This is a genomic window from Vibrio kyushuensis (genome assembly GCF_050337325.1).
GTDB lineage: Bacteria > Pseudomonadota > Gammaproteobacteria > Enterobacterales > Vibrionaceae > Vibrio > Vibrio kyushuensis.
Genome location: NZ_JAKJSV010000002.1, coordinates 927,931 through 943,345 on the forward strand (window position 1 = coordinate 927,931; position 15,415 = coordinate 943,345).

12 protein-coding genes are annotated in these 15,415 nt (G+C 42.7%); 10 read left to right on the plus strand and 2 right to left on the minus strand.

Annotated features, from left to right (window positions below; all coding sequences use genetic code 11):
• Positions 1-11 precede the first annotated feature (11 nt).
• From L4D20_RS04065 to L4D20_RS04090, 6 genes are all read left to right on the plus strand, one after another.
• Positions 12-1,040, plus strand: coding sequence for an ABC transporter ATP-binding protein (locus L4D20_RS04065; protein WP_428800264.1), 1,029 nt, complete (start codon positions 12-14; stop codon positions 1,038-1,040).
• A 184-nt stretch (positions 1,041-1,224) separates the two neighbouring features.
• The gene (locus L4D20_RS04070) at positions 1,225-3,057 is read left to right on the plus strand and encodes an ABC transporter permease (protein WP_428800265.1); all 1,833 of its coding nucleotides are present in this window, start codon (positions 1,225-1,227) and stop codon (positions 3,055-3,057) included.
• Positions 3,057-4,235: an ABC transporter ATP-binding protein gene (locus tag L4D20_RS04075; RefSeq protein WP_428800266.1), complete on the plus strand. Its 1,179-nt coding sequence runs from the start codon at positions 3,057-3,059 to the stop codon at positions 4,233-4,235. Before L4D20_RS04070 ends, L4D20_RS04075 begins: the two co-directional genes overlap by 1 nt.
• Positions 4,236-4,245: 10 nt before the next feature.
• The gene (locus L4D20_RS04080; RefSeq protein ID WP_428800267.1) at positions 4,246-5,373 is read left to right on the plus strand and encodes an ABC transporter substrate-binding protein; all 1,128 of its coding nucleotides are present in this window, start codon (positions 4,246-4,248) and stop codon (positions 5,371-5,373) included.
• Between the two features lie 92 nt (positions 5,374-5,465).
• Complete coding sequence (locus tag L4D20_RS04085; protein WP_428800268.1) at positions 5,466-6,314, plus strand: inositol monophosphatase family protein; 849 nt, start codon at positions 5,466-5,468, stop codon at positions 6,312-6,314.
• 27 nt (positions 6,315-6,341) lie between these two features.
• Complete coding sequence (locus tag L4D20_RS04090) at positions 6,342-6,953, plus strand: dual specificity protein phosphatase family protein (RefSeq protein WP_428800269.1); 612 nt, start codon at positions 6,342-6,344, stop codon at positions 6,951-6,953.
• A gap of 136 nt (positions 6,954-7,089) precedes the next feature.
• On the opposite strand, the gene L4D20_RS04095 is transcribed toward L4D20_RS04090, so the two are convergent.
• Positions 7,090-8,079: a LacI family DNA-binding transcriptional regulator gene (locus tag L4D20_RS04095; protein ID WP_428800270.1), complete on the minus strand. Its 990-nt coding sequence runs from the start codon at positions 8,077-8,079 to the stop codon at positions 7,090-7,092.
• 175 nt (positions 8,080-8,254) lie between these two features.
• Between L4D20_RS04095 and L4D20_RS04100 the strand changes: the two genes are divergently transcribed.
• Together L4D20_RS04100 and L4D20_RS04105 are read left to right on the plus strand one after the other, a co-directional pair.
• A complete protein-coding gene (locus tag L4D20_RS04100) occupies positions 8,255-8,728 on the plus strand; it encodes an ASCH domain-containing protein (protein WP_428800271.1) in 474 nt (157 codons plus the stop codon).
• 19 nt (positions 8,729-8,747) lie between these two features.
• Complete coding sequence (locus L4D20_RS04105; RefSeq protein WP_428800272.1) at positions 8,748-9,086, plus strand: hypothetical protein; 339 nt, start codon at positions 8,748-8,750, stop codon at positions 9,084-9,086.
• A 97-nt stretch (positions 9,087-9,183) separates the two neighbouring features.
• On the opposite strand, the gene L4D20_RS04110 is transcribed toward L4D20_RS04105, so the two are convergent.
• Complete coding sequence (locus tag L4D20_RS04110) at positions 9,184-11,994, minus strand: glycoside hydrolase family 9 protein (RefSeq protein WP_428800273.1); 2,811 nt, start codon at positions 11,992-11,994, stop codon at positions 9,184-9,186.
• 526 nt (positions 11,995-12,520) lie between these two features.
• On the opposite strand from L4D20_RS04110, the gene L4D20_RS04115 reads away from it, so the two are divergent.
• Positions 12,521-13,204, plus strand: coding sequence for an SDR family oxidoreductase (locus tag L4D20_RS04115; protein WP_428800274.1), 684 nt, complete (start codon positions 12,521-12,523; stop codon positions 13,202-13,204).
• A 145-nt stretch (positions 13,205-13,349) separates the two neighbouring features.
• Positions 13,350-15,344, plus strand: coding sequence for an alkaline phosphatase D family protein (locus tag L4D20_RS04120; RefSeq protein ID WP_428800275.1), 1,995 nt, complete (start codon positions 13,350-13,352; stop codon positions 15,342-15,344).
• Positions 15,345-15,415 lie beyond the last annotated feature (71 nt).

The window sequence follows — 15,415 nt, forward strand, 5'->3', positions numbered from 1 at the left end:
AAGGAATTATTATGAGCAAAGAAGTTGCGATTGAACTAAAAAATATCGTCAAAAAATTTGGTGACGCTACAGCAGTAGCTGGAATCGATCTCACTATCAATAAAGGCGAGCTAGTTACGTTTTTAGGGCCTTCTGGCTGTGGTAAAACGACCACGTTACGTCTCATTGCTGGGTTAGAGTTACCCAGTTCGGGTGAGATATTTATCGACGGTAATGATGTAAGCCAGCTGTCTGCGTCTGACCGAAATGTGGGTATGGTGTTTCAGTCCTATGCGTTGTTCCCTCATATGACAGTGTTAGACAATGTTATATATGGGCCAGTTACACGTGGAGAAAATAAGCGCGAAGCGAGTAAGCGTGCTCATGAGGTACTATCGTTGATTGGTTTAGATGGCTTATCTAAGCGTTATCCTTCTGAGCTGTCAGGAGGGCAACAACAACGAGTCGCTGTCGCACGTGCCATAGTGCAGCAACCTGATGTGTTGATGTTCGACGAACCGTTATCAAATGTTGACGCTAAGCTTCGTCGAAAAGTGCGTAACGAAATCCGAGATCTGCAACAAAAATTTGGAATTACGGCCGTGTATGTAACGCATGATCAAGAAGAAGCGCTCGCCGTTTCTGACAAGGTTGTTGTGATGAAAGATGGTCAGATTGAACAAATAGGAACGCCTGAGGAACTCTATGCACAACCCAATTCCCGTTTCGTTGCTAACTTCATTGGCGATGCCAACCTTATTGATGGCAAGATACAGCAAAATAAATTCTTCGCGGGAGAATGGCAAGTCGATGTTGAAGGAGAGGAAAGTATCGATGCGTCCATTTCTATTCGACCAGAGCTTATTCAAGTAACGGAAAATAAAACTGATTTGGTTGGGCGAGTGGTCAGTGCAACTTATCTAGGCAGTAAAATGGAGTATGAAGTTAAAACATCATTCGGTGAGCTATTGGTTTCTACTCCTGCAAATGATGAGCGGTATCGCGTTGACTCGGATATTAACCTACAGATAAACAAGAATGACCTAATTCGAGTAAGCTAAACGCGTTTTACTAATACGGAAAATAAATATCGAAGGCAACCAGTAGGTTGCCTTTTTCGATTAGTACGTACAATTCCATTTTACTGTCACGAATTTGTCACTGTTCTTCTATGTAAATGACACATTGAAAATCTAATATTTACCTCACTTGCACAGCTGTGCAAAGTATTTAACGAGGTGTATTTTGAACTCTTTGTCTGCAAGAACTCAAGAGTTAAAGCAACAACTAAGCTTTAATTCATTACGATATAAGTCACAACTAATAGTACAGACACCGACCAGTATTATTGGCTTCATGCTCCTTGCTCTATTTGGCTATTTTATAGCAGTTCCAGTACTGTCGCTTCTTTTTGATGCAGTACAAGTTCAATTTGGTGATGAACGCCGAATAGGTAGCTCTACAGGCGAATGGACAGACTATTATCTAATTCGAACGCTTGTTTCTCCTATTTCAGACTCATTGTTTTGGCAACCGCTTAGTCACACGTTACGAGTTGGTGTTGGTGTTATTGCTATCTCTTTAACATTGGGTAGCGTTCTTGCCTGGTTAGTGAGTCGTAGTGACATGTTCGGTAAGAAATGGTTTGCTACAGCGCTTATCGTTCCTTATATGCTACCAGCATGGACCTTTGCGATGGCATGGACGACCATCTTTAAAAATCGTACCACCGGCGGACAACAAGGTTGGCTAGAGAACCTTGGGATCTCAACACCAGACTGGCTTGCGTATGGTGAACTGCCAATTATCATCATTTTATCACTGAACTATATTCCGTTCGTTATCTTACTGCTCGGTAACGCGCTGCGATCATTCGACTCACAATTAGAAGACTCAGCAAGAATACTCGGAGCGAAACCACGAACTATCACGTTTAAGATCATCATGCCTTTGATGCTGCCCGCGTTGATGTCGGCAAGTGTTCTTATTTTTGCCAAAGTTTTGGGAGAGTTTGGTGTCTCATACATTCTTGGTCTTCCTGTTAATTACGAAGTGCTTTCAACTTCTTTGTATAGAAGTATTGAATCAAGGCAAACAGGTGTAGCGGCAGTTCTAGCTGGGGCCATTATGTTCTTTGGCATTGTTTCTTTATTAATAGATGCGCTCGTACTTAAAGAAGCGAAACGATTCGTCACTGTTGGTAGCAAAGGGGTGATGCACCGCCCAAGTCCGCTTGGTCAGTGGCGTCTGCCTGCAACCTTGTTATCAGCGACGGTATTTCTGGGCTCTGTGGTGCTACCGCTTCTTGTTCTTTCACTCTCAACCGTGATGAGAATTCCGGGTGATTTCTCTTTAAGCAACTTCACTTTAGATTACTGGGTCGGTACAGGCCTTGGGACAATAGCAGAAAGCAGTGGCATTTTACTGAGCTCGAATCTTTGGAGTGCGGTGTGGAATACATTATGGATAGTGAGCATCGCCTCAATATGTTCAGGTGTCTTGGGGTTGTTGGTCGGCTATGTGGTTGTGCGAAGTCCTATCAAGCTGCTTAGTACAGCGTTACGACAGATCACCTTCTTTCCATATTTGGTTCCAGGCATTGCATTTGCGGCTGCGTACTTGTCTTTGTTCGCAGTTTCTCGAGGACCAATGCCAGCACTATACGGAACCGTGACTCTCCTGATTTTAGCTCTGATAGCGGACGAAATGCCTTACGCTTCGCGTGCTGGAATATCCGCGATGATGCAGCTAGGAAAAGATCCAGAAGAAGCTGCTCAGTTGGCTGGCGCTGGATGGTTCACTCGAATGCGACATATTGTATTACCCATTCAAAAAGGGTCGCTAGTGACTGGAATATTGCTGCCATTTATCTCTGGTATTAATGGATTGAGCTTATTTGTCATTCTAGCAGTACCTTCAACAGATGTACTCACCACTTACGCATTGCGATTGATTGACTACAACTATACCCAAGCTGCGAATGCGGTTGTTTTAATTATCTGTTTAATCGCTTTTGTTGGGACATATTTCACTCAAAAATTGACCAAGACTAACCTTGCAGAAGGACTAGGAAGCTAATGCCAAATATTCATCTAAACCAAGTATGTAAACAATTTGATAGTGGGTCGGGGCAGGCGGTAAATCAGCTCGATCTTGTGATCAATGAAGGTGAGTTTATGTGCATCCTTGGCCCATCAGGATGTGGGAAAACAACCACTTTACGCATGATAGCAGGCCTAGAAAACGTGTCATCGGGAAAGATAATGCTTGGTGAAACCATAGTTGATTCTATAGATGATGGTGTTTTTGTACCGTCAGAAAAAAGAAACCTAGGCTTGGTGTTTCAAAGTTACGCTCTTTGGCCCCATATGACGGTTGAAAAGAATATCGAGTTTGGTCTTAAGCTGCGAAAGGTGAAAAAGACAGAGCGACAAGAAATCATTCAGTCGGTAATGGAAACACTAAGTATTGAAAAGTACCGTGCGCGCTACCCATCACAATTATCTGGTGGTCAACAACAACGTGTGGCGCTCGCTCGAATGTTAGCTGTGCAACCAGACATATTATTAATGGATGAGCCTTTATCGAACCTTGACGCAAGGCTTCGTCTTGAGATGCGTACTGAACTTAAGCGCATCCACTCAACTTACAATACTACTATCGTATTTGTTACTCACGACCAGTGGGAAGCGATGGCTCTGGCAACAAAAATAGCGGTAATGAAAGACGGTGAGTTGCAGCAAGTTGGAACACCAAACGATATTTATGATCGACCTGCGAATCGATTCGTTGCTGAATTTGTCGGTACCCCGCCTATTAATATTTTCGAGCTTAACGAATCTTCTCTCTGCAGTGAAGTGATTAAGAAGTACCTCGTTAATCAGTTAGGGAATATTGATGAGCACAGCTCTGTAGGAATTAGACCAGAGCGCATTAAAGTTGATGACTTAAGTAGCCTAAGCGACAAGGGAATTGGAGAAAAGGGAAACAGCGAACAAGGCAACCTAAGTTTAAGTGCACACCTTGAAAGTGTTCTTCCTACGGGAGGAAGTTGGATTTTAGAGCTAACCGTGGCTGATCATAAGTTTCACTTGAACACTCAAACACCACCAAATTTCCGAGAAGGGGAGCACCTTATGCTTTCTATTTCACCACAAGACATTCACTTATTTGACGGCGGAGGAAAACGCATTGAGATCGATGCGTTGAAGGAAATTAATGCGAATAAGAACGAACAAAAACTGATGACGAATTAGGATTAGATCTATGAAGATTACAAAAATCAAAGCTAAAACACTCGTGTTGGCTATGGCGAGCGTATTAGCTCCTTCAAGTGCTTTAGCAGTTACAGAAGACACAACTGAACTAGCTGAGTTGATTAAGGCCGCTCAAAATGAAGCGCCAATCACAGTGTATGCCCCATCAGGAAAGATTGTCCAAACGGCTGAAAATTTTACCAACAAATACGATGTAAAAGCGGTCGGCAGTAAGGTCAGCGGCTCTGTGCAAGTTGAGATGATGATCAGAGAATTCCGCGCGAACAATATACGAGGGGATGTGATTGTCTCCGGCGATGCATCCGCTACGGTCGCTCAACTATTACCTTTGGGGGTCGTTGAATCTTGGGTGTCTCCTTCTGTTTCTGCAGATATTGCTGATTACGGAAAAGACCCTTTGGTGGTTTATGGAGACCCGGCCGTTTGGACATATAACACTGAAGTACATGCTGAATGTCCGGTGTCTAATATTTGGGCCTTAACGGATGAGGATTGGTCACGCAAGGTGGCGATGCCTGATCCACTAAACAATGGTCGTTTTCTCGATTGGTTTAACCAAATAGAGATGCATCACGACGAGGCGGTTGCCATTGCCTATGAGTTGCACTACGGAAAACAGTTAGATACGAGCAAAGAATCGGCAACAACAGCTTGGGTTAAAGCACTGGCAAAAAATTCACCACTACCAACCGATTCGGGTTCTGCTGCGGGCGATGTAGTGGGTGCTCCGGGCCAAACCGAATCGTTTGTTGGGTTTATGTCCACAGCTAAATACCGAGACGTTGCGAAAGGGAAGGTCCACTTAGGTATATGCGAAACAATGAAACCATTCGTTGGGTGGTCTACACCGAGCTACGGGGTTATCTCGACTAAAACGAAAAGCCCAAATGCTGCGAAATTGTTTCTTCATTTCCTGATGACAGAAGAGGGCATAAGTAATCAAACAGTGGATGGCAAAGTATCTGGAAACTTAGCGATACCAGTACACCCGAAGGAAGCATCAGGGGTGCAAAACGTTTATTCGAAAATTCTGCAGTATAACGCGTCAACGGGTTTAGAAGACTTTGATAACCGTCAAGACTGGGCTGATCTATGGAGAATCAACTTCACTCGTTAAATCATTCCAATAATAACGCAAAGATAAAAGCATCAATAACAAACGCTGAACGCAATAATGAGATTGCGTTCGCCCAATTAGTAAGGGTTTACATGCAACAAGCTTTAGCAAAGAACACCGTTCAAGAATTGGACGAGACTAAACTAACCGAGGGTGATCTAACCAATCGCTTGGTTGTTGCCATCGACATCATTAAAGAAGCGGGAAAACTGGCTCGCAAAGCATTTATTTCGATGACACCTGAAAAAATCGCGTTTAAAGGCCCGCAAGATTTTCTTACAGAAACTGATCTCGCGGTTGAAGAGTTGATACGGGACCGTCTCATCGAGGCTTTTCCATATGACTCTGTTTATGGTGAAGAAACCGGCGGTGAAATTAAAGCCAACACATGGATATTAGATCCCATTGATGGGACAGCGAACTTCGCCCGTGGCATTCCTCATTTCTGTATTGTCATGGCGTTTGTGAGTGAGAACGACACCAAACTCGGCTTGATATTCGACCCAATCCACGATGAGCTTTTTATCGCTGAAAAAGGCAAAGGTTCGACGATGAACGGTCGCACAATCAGCGTTGCAAAAACGGAATCCTTTAGCGCAGCGAACTTAGAGCTAGGTTGGAATCAGCGATCATGTCGCGACAATTACTTCTCGGCATTACAAAATTTAAACCTACTTGGTGGAAATGTGCGCCGTAGTGCGTCTGGTGCTCTGGCACTGGCTTACGTTGCTATTGGTCGTACCGATGGGTATGTCGAGCTGCACATGAATCCTTGGGACTGTCTAGCGGGTTTGCTTTTAGTCAAAGAAGCTGGAGGTGTGGTCAACAACTTCACTCAGTATCCAGACTGGCACAACGGTGGGCCAGTCTTTGCTGTCATTCCATCATTGGCAGAGTCTGTCGCTGATACCGTCTCCATCCATATTGATCAGTGTGCTTGATTTACCAATAAAAGATTAGGAATTGAAATGAAAATATCTCCTGTATATGAGCGTGATGCTGCTCATTTGGTTGCAACGAACATCGGGCCTGAAGGTCAAAATCTGTACCTTGGTGGCTATGATTCAGCGCGAGATCTGGCTTTACATAAAGAGCTGGGCATCACGACCATTGTTAACTGTGCTGTTAATCTTGATATCAACTACGTTAATGACCCGTACTTGGAAGAGGAAGGCGAGAAACTTGCTGGTGGTAGCGGTGTCGCTCGTACCTATAAAATGGGGCTCATTGATGGACCTGGCAACCCCCATCAAATGATACTGGCCGGCTATTATCTGCTTGACGGTGCTTTTAAACAAACAATGCCTGAAAAGCCGAGTTATCCAAACAGAGAGCGAGGCAACGTACTCATTCATTGCCGCGGTGGTCGTAGTCGTTCAGTAGCGATAGCGTCTTTGTTTATTCATAGAAAGCAGCAAGAGCAATATCCTTCTTTACAATCTGCCATCGATATCGTCCGTGAGCGTCGCGATCTCAGACCTGATGAGTGGTTTGAAACGCCAAAGCCAAGCCTTGTTGAAGCGATTGAAAAAGCCAATAGCATGCTAGATCTGTTGGATGAGCACGGGTTCAACGATTAACATCGCGTTGTAGCCTTCGTTTGATCAAACGACTTAAAATGTCGTATAAAGGCCCGCTTTGTAAAGTGGGCCTTATCTTTTTTACCACTTAAAGACTTAGACATTACTATATGGCCAAGAGTGATGACACCGTAACTTAAAGCTTGGTTGTTTTTCGCCAGACAGTCTCAAGGGTATATTGGTGATCTATGTTTGGTTGGTTCGCTGGACTCTGTATTCGCTTAATGATGTGCTTAGTGATCTCTTCAATCGGTTGTCTAAACGTCGTAAGTTGATAACTACCCCAACTTGATTGCTCAATATCATCAAATCCTACTATCGCAACGTCTTCTGGGACTCTTAATCCATTAGATTTTAGACCATCCATAAAACCACACGCGAGAAGATCAGTGACGCAGAATACGCCATCAATAGGTTTAGTGAGATGCTTGGCAATGTAATAACCTGACGAATAAGAGGTATCACCATATCGGTGAATAAATACAGATACATTGGCCTTTTCCGCTGCGGAGATAAAGCTTTTTTCGCGGGCCTTTAAACTCGATGATCCTACGTTAGAATTAACAAGTGCAATATTTTTACACCCTTGAGAAACGAGAATGTCTAACGCCTGTTTAGCAGCGTCACTATTATTTATTCGTAGGTTATCAGTATTTGGATGGACGTAATTTCGGTTGACTAAAATAACACGCTGTCCATTAGCAATGCACTGGTCTATGAGTGTTCCTGACGGCTGCCCTGATAAAATAATGGACACTTCTGCACGGAAATTAAGGGTTTGGTTTAAAGCTGCAGTGACGCTCTCATTATCGCCTTTGGTGTTGATGACCATGGCGACTTTATTAATCTTCTGTAGGTTTCGAGTTAAGGTGTCAATGAAACTTGCTTGAAATGGCGTGCTGATATCGGTGGTAATTAGGCTAACGATATTACTCGTATCATGTAGGCCTCGAGCAAGATGATTGACATGATAGCCAAGTTCTTGCGCAGCTTTTAACACTTTCTCACGTGTTTTAACAGAAACACTGGCCCCTTCCGTGAACGATCTTGACACCGCAGAGCGCGAGACGCCAGCCAAATCGGCGACTTGTTGGGCACTAATGAATCCTTTAGTACTATCAGTCATAACCAGTTATAAAATCCGTATAAGTTTGTTAGCTCGGTGGTATACAGCATCTGATACAGTGGATACCAAGATTATAGATTAACGAATTTACTATAGAGATTCACAGTTACAATAATATGTTATAAGTTCAATTAATTCAGTTCAATACACGGATGTACAAGCGATGGATTCGAAAATGAATAAAGAGAGCAGAAAGTATTTACAAAACTTTCTTAACTCACTCCCAAAGACTACTTCAACACAATATCACTCCTTCAGTTCTGACTACTTTTGCGCGGATGAATATAATGCCAATTTGTGCGCCGACTTAATCTTACGCGGTGAAAAACGCGCGTCGTGCAGCATGGAGTATTGGTACAGCAATGAAGGTGAGGTTAGGCCTGAGGTTGGGCATTTACAAGTTGTGACGAACTGGGATGGTAAACCAATCTGCATTATTGAAATTACCTCAGTGTCGACTAGCAAGTATAACGATGTAACGGCTGAGTTTGCTAGAGCCGAAGGAGAGGGCGACAAAACATTAGAGTGGTGGAAAAAAGCCCATTGGGCGTTCTTTGTAAAAGAGTGCGAAGAATTAAAAATCGAACCCTGCGAGGAAATGCTTTTGCTACTAGAGCATTTTAAGGTGGTCTATCCTATAGAGAGTTAGGAAACAAAAAGGGAGCACTATGGCAAACATGTTAGAGAGTGAACTATATCGTTCACTTGGTGCTCATGCCGTTATCAAACTCGACATTTCGGAGCAAAGAATTGTACTAATTGTTGCGCCGTGGAGTGATCTCGATAACCAAATTACCGCTGTTTTCAAAGATATTGCGCTGAACTACGTCGAGGTGCAATTAGATCCTCAGGATGAAAGTGTTAACCTTGACTTACCGTGGGACATCATACGTTTGGATTCTTCCATGAACGATAATATCACATGGCACTTTGGTCTATGTTGCAGTGACATCATAATTGGATTTGATGCACCTTGGCCAAGTATTACCTTTTCCAACAAAGAATAGTTTCGTGGCGATCGTGAGGTAATTACGTTTCGTACATCAGATATAAAAGGTAGGGCAGCGAGCGCTACCCTATATTATTAAACATTAATCAAATTGTTTATTCACAGGTTGGAGTAACGAAGTCTCCATTATGTGTACCTTGGAAACCAAAGGTTGCGCTTTGTCCCGGTTGTAAATTACCGTTATAAGCTTCATTGGTCATTGTTGCACTTAGACCATCAGAAGATTCTGATAACACGCCATTCCAAGAGTTTGTAATCGAGGTTGGATTTTCAAAGTAAACGTTAACCGACCATTCTGCAATAGCGTTTGTTCCATTGTTGGTAACGGTTACTGGGTTTGCTGTGAAACCTGAATTCCATACATCGGTTGAAGTCACGTCACACACTAAACCTTCACCAACAGGTGGAATGACTACTTCAATAACATTGAGTGATAACGCCGCTTGAGCTTCGAGTTCAGTTCCTAGTTCGTCAATGGTGACAACATCGATATTAACAACGCCTTCAGTCTCAGGCATGGTCAACGCAACGTTGCCGCTACCGATTTTAGAGGTAACAAATGATCCATCTACGTACACATTCACGCCATAAGCATACACTACAGTGAGGTTTAGCTGCACAGTACTCGCTATTTCGACTTCTTCTCCATCTTCTGGTGAATTGATTGTTACACCAGGTACAATTGGTGCTTCGATGTCGATAGACACGGTTGCGGCGTTTGACACAGCACCTGAGTTATCGGTAGCGGTATATGTAAAGCTATCGCTACCAAAGTAATCAATATTTGGTGTATATGTCACAATGTTCTCGGCTAAAGTTGCTGCTCCTTTAGTTGGCTGAGAAGCAAGAGCATAACCGACAACGGTACCATCTGAATCAATGGCAGACAGAGTGATACTGACAGGAGAATTGTATTGCGTTGTTGCAGAGGCATTATCTGCTACGGGTAGACAGTTAATTCCAGATTCAGCGCCACAATCAGGCGTTGGCTCTTGGCCCCAAACGAGTTTGCCATCATCATACAATGCAATCTTAGGAGCTAGTTTTACACCGCTTCCATAATCGTCCCATGAAGGGTCGTTTGTGTTATCCCAGTCAGGGTTGTTGTTATCAGCAGGTAGAGCCATACGGAATTGAACTTCTTTCTTAGAGGCTGATTGTCCTCCAGGGTAAACGTCAACGCCTTGATAGCTAATTTCCGCATAGTAGATATTAGACTCAGGATCACCCCATGAATAGAGCCCAGATATCCCTTTACCTTGGTTATAGGCTGTTGATAGTTCAATATCATCTGCGGTATAGCCTGCGGAAATAACCTCAGAGATATCGATCCAGTAGCGGAAGGTGAGGTTGTCAGTGTTTCTTGATGGCCATGCCGTATGGTTATAAACCTTAGTACTCAGCTCCAAATGGCGCGTACCTTGAGAGTTAATCTTGGCGTCAACGTAGAACTCAGTATCCCGCACTTCTTTGGCTGGAAAGTCTGCTTCGTTGATAGGTTGACCACCATAGTCGAGCCAAAGTCTTGCCAGTGCCGAAGTAAAGCCTGCATTGTAGTCTGTCGCAACCTCATTCTTTACATAATCACCACGGTCATCTTCCCATGAATCATCCGCACCCGGCCCACCAACTAATGCGCCTACGAGTAAGTGACGGTTTTCAATTGGATCAGACGAACTATCATTCCAAGCACCATGAGCCGTTCGGTGGTGCGGCTTCGTTGGGTGATAATCGCCATAACCAATTTGATATGAAATATTTAACGGGTTATCACCAAGTATGTAATCAAGCTGGCTCTTCGCAAAGTCATGATACCGAGTGACCAATTCAGGCTTGAGATCGTTATTTTTAAGGAAGTCGGAGTACACTAACGCAAGAAATGAGGTATTGGATGTATATCGAGCCGCTCCCCATGTATCGAGGAACGCCATACCACCGGGCGTGTATTTAATTCGTTTTCCGTCATGCCCAACCGTCCAGTAATTTAACCATCGTTCGGCATCAACTTGGTATAGCTCATCACCTGTTAGCTGTGCCATCAAAACATAGGCACCGTAAGATTTATCATCCCACGCTTGTCCCCAACGGTAAGAACGTTCTGTCGATTGTGGTTCCGTACTTAAAAGAAGATATTCGTCTTTCGCTTTAGCGAGGTAAGACTCGTCACCTGTGGCGCGATAAAGCCAAATTGCGCCCCAGACAATCTCATCTTGGTACCCACTCCAAGAGTTATAGAAAGCGGTCGCATCTGAGATAGCGTCAGAATATTTTCCTCTGTACTCATCAGCAAATAGGTAAAGCTCTTTCGCATGTTTTAATAGTAGTGCTGCATATTCAGGATCTGACGATTCGAAAATCATTGAGATTGCAGCAAGAGCAGCCGCTGTTTCTCCTGCAAGTTCACTACCAGGGTTTTCTACATCGATCTTATACGATGGGCGATCCATCTTCATGACTTCAGCTGAGCCCCACCAAGCGTGGTCTGCAGCTCCGGCGCCGACTTGCCCATAAAATTCATTTGGACCGGTATGGGCTTTAACGAAATAATCAGCAACGAATCGTAAGTTGTTCTTTAAATGCTCAAGTTGACCCGTCTGTTCATACGCTTCACGGTAATCAACAGCACCCCAAGCAAGCATTGTCGCTGTGGCCGCCATTGGAAATCCAAATTTAACGTGATCACCAGCATCGTACCAACCTCCTGTTAGGTCGACGCCATTGTCTTGTCCATCTGTTAGCGCTGAATCACCACGCCACTCCGTTCTATTCCAATCGGGTATTACACCTGACTGTTGGGCTTCGTAAAAGTAAATAGATTTCTGTAATGCTTCTCCATAATTCGCAGCGGCGATATGGGTCGAGCAGAGTAGAAGGGCAGTCGTTAGTAATGTTTTTCTAAATTTCATTCTGTAGTCCTTTAACTAAATGTAAGCTTAAAACGTTAGATATTTCAAAAGCTTCGTTATTACGCGACGAGACTGCTAACAGGGGGGGGCTACACGTCGTATATTGTCTTTAACTGCGACAATGAAAATGTAGAATGAATTTTTAGGGGATGTGTTGCGTATTCAATTTTGCTAGAACGTGGTTCAAATATTATTTTTATTCATGACATGAAAAAATTACATATGAAATTATTTGGATATTATTTGTGATGTTACGACTTATTGTAAAAGTGAGATTAAACATCAATATAGCTGCAACTTATATTTTGTAATGTATTAATTAGTGATTTCAAAGTACACCATAGATATCTTCATCAATGTAGCAGCAATCTCGTTACAGTTTTTCAGTGCTTTTAATTTTAAACCTTATTATTACAGAGTTGTTTAGAGCGTTCGTGATATTTCTCCACTCATTACGCTTGCGTAATACGGTTTCAATAAACCTACGGTAAGATAACGCCATACAGAACAAAAATAGCAGAATAACATGACGTATAAAACCGTATTAGTGACAGGTGCAACAAAAGGCATTGGCCGAGCATTAGTCATCGACTTATGTAAAAAGGGATATCAAGTTTTCGCGACAGGTCGTGATGACCGAGAACTACAAGCATTAATGAGCGAAACAGGGTGTTTTGGGCAAAGCTTCGATCTTAGTCAACCTGCATCTGTTGCAGAGCTATATCAAACGGCTAAAGAAGCGCTCGGTAGTATCGATGTATTGATCAACAACGCCGGTATGAATTCTCGTAAATGTGCGATTGTTGATACATACCTTGAAGAATTCGAAAAGCAGTATGCGATTAACCTTCGTGCTCCTTACATTTTATGTAAAGAAGCGATGAATGACATGGTCCAAAATAAACATGGCTATATCATTAATGTGGTTAGCACAGTAGCGAAACGAAGCAATGAAACCATGGGTATCTACACTGCCATGAAGCAAGGTTTTGCTGGTTTAAGTAATGTGTTGATGAAAGAAGCTCAGCCTTACGGGATAAAAGTGACGGCAGCGTATCCTGGTGGCACAAATACTGGATTTAGAGATCAAGAGCGCCCTCAATATATGAAGCCTGAAAGTGTTGCAACAATGATTGCTCAACTACTAACAAACCCAAGTGATGTGATTGTTCATGAGCTCACATTCAGACCTCCCGTAGAGCTGGAATAGAAAGAGTTGGTAAACTATTTACCTACCTTTACTTGTTTGTGTGCGTAGCGCCAAACAAGTAAAACTCATTAGGATAGGGGCATAGTAAACGATATGAATTTATAATATTGTCAACGAACTCAATGAAAAGGAGTTTATCGTAGTTATGTCAGTAGAGTTCCAATCCAACAACTTATCTCAAGATCATTCCAAACAAACAGGCTCTTGTTCCTTGCGCCTTAATGTTGCATTACCCTTGATACTATCAGGTCCAATCCTTCGAAAGTGTACTCGTTCAGAGATAACACTTTGGTTAGCCGTTTCAGCGCCTTTGGTTGGCTCTTTTGAATTGTATAAACATGGAGCGGAACTGCCTTTTTTCAAAGCAAATTTAGAAGATGGCGAACACATTCAGATAGGGGAACGAGCTTGGATCTATTTACTCAATGTTAACGGAGATTTTCCGACTAATACGCCACTTGAATACGAGTTAGTGACTAGTGAAGGGGAACTTGCAGATATAGTTTCTGACTTACTTTATGATACAGAAACAAGGCCACAGTTCGAAATAAAATCCGAAGCGAATTACATCATGCATGGCTCTTGTCGTAATCCTCATTACCCAAGTAAAGACTCGCTTGTTACCGCCGATGCTAAGGTGTCTACATTATCAATAAATGAACGCCCATCGTTATTGATGATGAGCGGCGACCAAATCTATGCTGATCATGTTGCAGGTCCCATGTTGGATGCTATTCAACAAGTTATTCATCTACTCGGTTTGACCGACGAAACCTTTACAGATGCTCCTGTTTCTAGCGCCTCAGAACTCTACAAACACGAAGATAACTTTTACCGTAGAGACAAAATTTTGCCCCACTATTTAGATGGTGGAGAAGGAACATTAGATAAACGTGAATGGTTTAAAAACTGGTTAACTCGCCGTGTTCCCGTTTTCAGTTCAAGGGAGTCTGGCAATCACTTAATTTCGTTAGCTGAGTTTAACGCAATGTATTTATTAGTTTGGTCTCCGACACTTTGGCACTTTGTTGATAATGCAGCATTGAATCAGAATAAATTCATTCACGGTAATAAAGAGTTAGAGCCGAAGTGGCAAAAGCTTTGGAAAGATGAATACCCTGTGATCGAAGAGTTTGTATCTGGGTTATCAAAAGTACGTCGTTTAATGGCACATATTCCAACTTATATGATTTTTGACGATCATGATGTTACCGATGACTGGAACTTAACAAGAGGTTGGGAGCAAGCGGCGTATCAGCATCCATTTTCAAATCGAATTATAGGTAATGCGCTCATTGGTTACTGGTTATTTCAAGGGTGGGGGAACTCACCCAAAACTTTCAAAAATGCCTTCATAAACAGCGTAAAGACTGCATTAGTAGGTAACGATAGTAATAAACAAGATGAGTTAATCGATAAGCTCTATAAATTTGAGCAATGGCATTACACCATAGAGACAGCGCCTAAGATGTTAGTGTTAGATACACGAACCCGGCGTTGGCGATCCGAATCTAAAATGAACAAGCCTTCGGGGTTAATGGACTGGGAAGCGCTGAGTGAGTTACAGCAGTCTTTGTTAAATGAACCTGCTGTTATCATCGTTTCTCCTGCTCCAATCTTCGGAGTGAAGTTCATTGAGACGTTACAAAAAGCGATGACCGGGCTAGGGCAACCATTACTTATTGATGCAGAAAACTGGATGGCACACCCAGGATCAGCCAATACACTCCTTAGTATATTTACACACTCGAAAACGCCTACAAATTTTGTGATCTTATCTGGTGATGTCCACTACTCATTTGCCTATGACATCCGCCTTAGGTTTAGTAAGAGTAGCCCTAATATTTATCAAATCACCTCGAGTGGGATCAAGAATGAATTCCCAGATCCGCTACTTAAGGTATGTGACGTTTTAGACCGAGCTCTTTATAGTCCGCGATCACCATTAAACTTTTTTACTAAGCGAAAGAATCTTAAGATCTATAAACGCGACCCTGATTATGATGGTGAACGTACATTAATCAATCAAAGCTCCATAGGAGAGGTCTACTTAGATGAAAATGGAAAGCCACTAACCATACAGATCTTGCTTGCAAAAGGTGATGTTGTAACGTTTCCGGAGGTGGAAAAACTGCGATAGTTTACTAGACTCATGAACAAGGTGCTGTTAAAAGAATGAAGCTTTATATCGATAATTCAATTGCTTGTAGT

Excerpts from the sequence above, each read along its gene's own strand:
- L4D20_RS04065 (WP_428800264.1), top strand. The coding sequence starts at position 12 with ATGAGCAAAGAAGTTGCGATTGAACTAAAAAATATCGTCAAAAAATTT.
- L4D20_RS04075 (WP_428800266.1), top strand. The coding sequence starts at position 3,057 with ATGCCAAATATTCATCTAAACCAAGTATGTAAACAATTTGATAGTGGG.
- L4D20_RS04080 (WP_428800267.1), top strand. The coding sequence starts at position 4,246 with ATGAAGATTACAAAAATCAAAGCTAAAACACTCGTGTTGGCTATGGCG.
- L4D20_RS04085 (WP_428800268.1), top strand. The coding sequence starts at position 5,466 with ATGCAACAAGCTTTAGCAAAGAACACCGTTCAAGAATTGGACGAGACT.
- L4D20_RS04090 (WP_428800269.1), top strand. The coding sequence starts at position 6,342 with ATGAAAATATCTCCTGTATATGAGCGTGATGCTGCTCATTTGGTTGCA.
- L4D20_RS04095 (WP_428800270.1), bottom strand. The coding sequence starts at position 8,079 with ATGACTGATAGTACTAAAGGATTCATTAGTGCCCAACAAGTCGCCGAT.
- L4D20_RS04100 (WP_428800271.1), top strand. The coding sequence starts at position 8,255 with ATGAATAAAGAGAGCAGAAAGTATTTACAAAACTTTCTTAACTCACTC.
- L4D20_RS04105 (WP_428800272.1), top strand. The coding sequence starts at position 8,748 with ATGGCAAACATGTTAGAGAGTGAACTATATCGTTCACTTGGTGCTCAT.
- L4D20_RS04110 (WP_428800273.1), bottom strand. The coding sequence starts at position 11,994 with ATGAAATTTAGAAAAACATTACTAACGACTGCCCTTCTACTCTGCTCG.
- L4D20_RS04115 (WP_428800274.1), top strand. The coding sequence starts at position 12,521 with ATGACGTATAAAACCGTATTAGTGACAGGTGCAACAAAAGGCATTGGC.
- L4D20_RS04120 (WP_428800275.1), top strand. The coding sequence starts at position 13,350 with ATGTCAGTAGAGTTCCAATCCAACAACTTATCTCAAGATCATTCCAAA.